Source organism: Pseudoalteromonas sp. S16_S37 (assembly GCF_014694405.1).
GTDB lineage: Bacteria > Pseudomonadota > Gammaproteobacteria > Enterobacterales > Alteromonadaceae > Pseudoalteromonas.
In genome coordinates this window covers 1-298 of the sequence record NZ_JAAUWV010000234.1, presented here as the reverse complement: position 1 = coordinate 298, position 298 = coordinate 1, and the positions used below count along the sequence as shown (strand labels likewise).

1 pseudogene is annotated in these 298 nt (G+C 41.6%); it reads left to right on the top strand.

Annotated elements, in window-relative coordinates:
• Positions 1–3: 3 nt before the first annotated feature.
• A pseudogene (locus HC733_RS22770) lies at positions 4–298 on the top strand (transposase); the annotation flags it as partial.

Here is a 298-nt window from a genome sequence, read left to right as displayed (position 1 = left end):
GCATTGGTCACTGAACAAGGTTATAGCGTTGCGAAGGCAGCAGCATCCTTGGGGATCACTGATAAGTTACTATACAACTGGAAAGCCAAGTTTGAAGCAGAGCAATCTGGAACAAGCTTAAATGCTGATGAGCGAGCTGAGTTGTTGAAACTTCGTAAGGAAAATAAAGAGCTTAGGATGGAAAAGGAAATCCTAAAAAAGGCCAGTGCCCTCTTGCTAAAAGAAACCAAATAGCGTTTAAAACGATAAAACAACTCTCGTCGATATTTCCTGTTACGCAGCTTTGCAGAGTAATAGG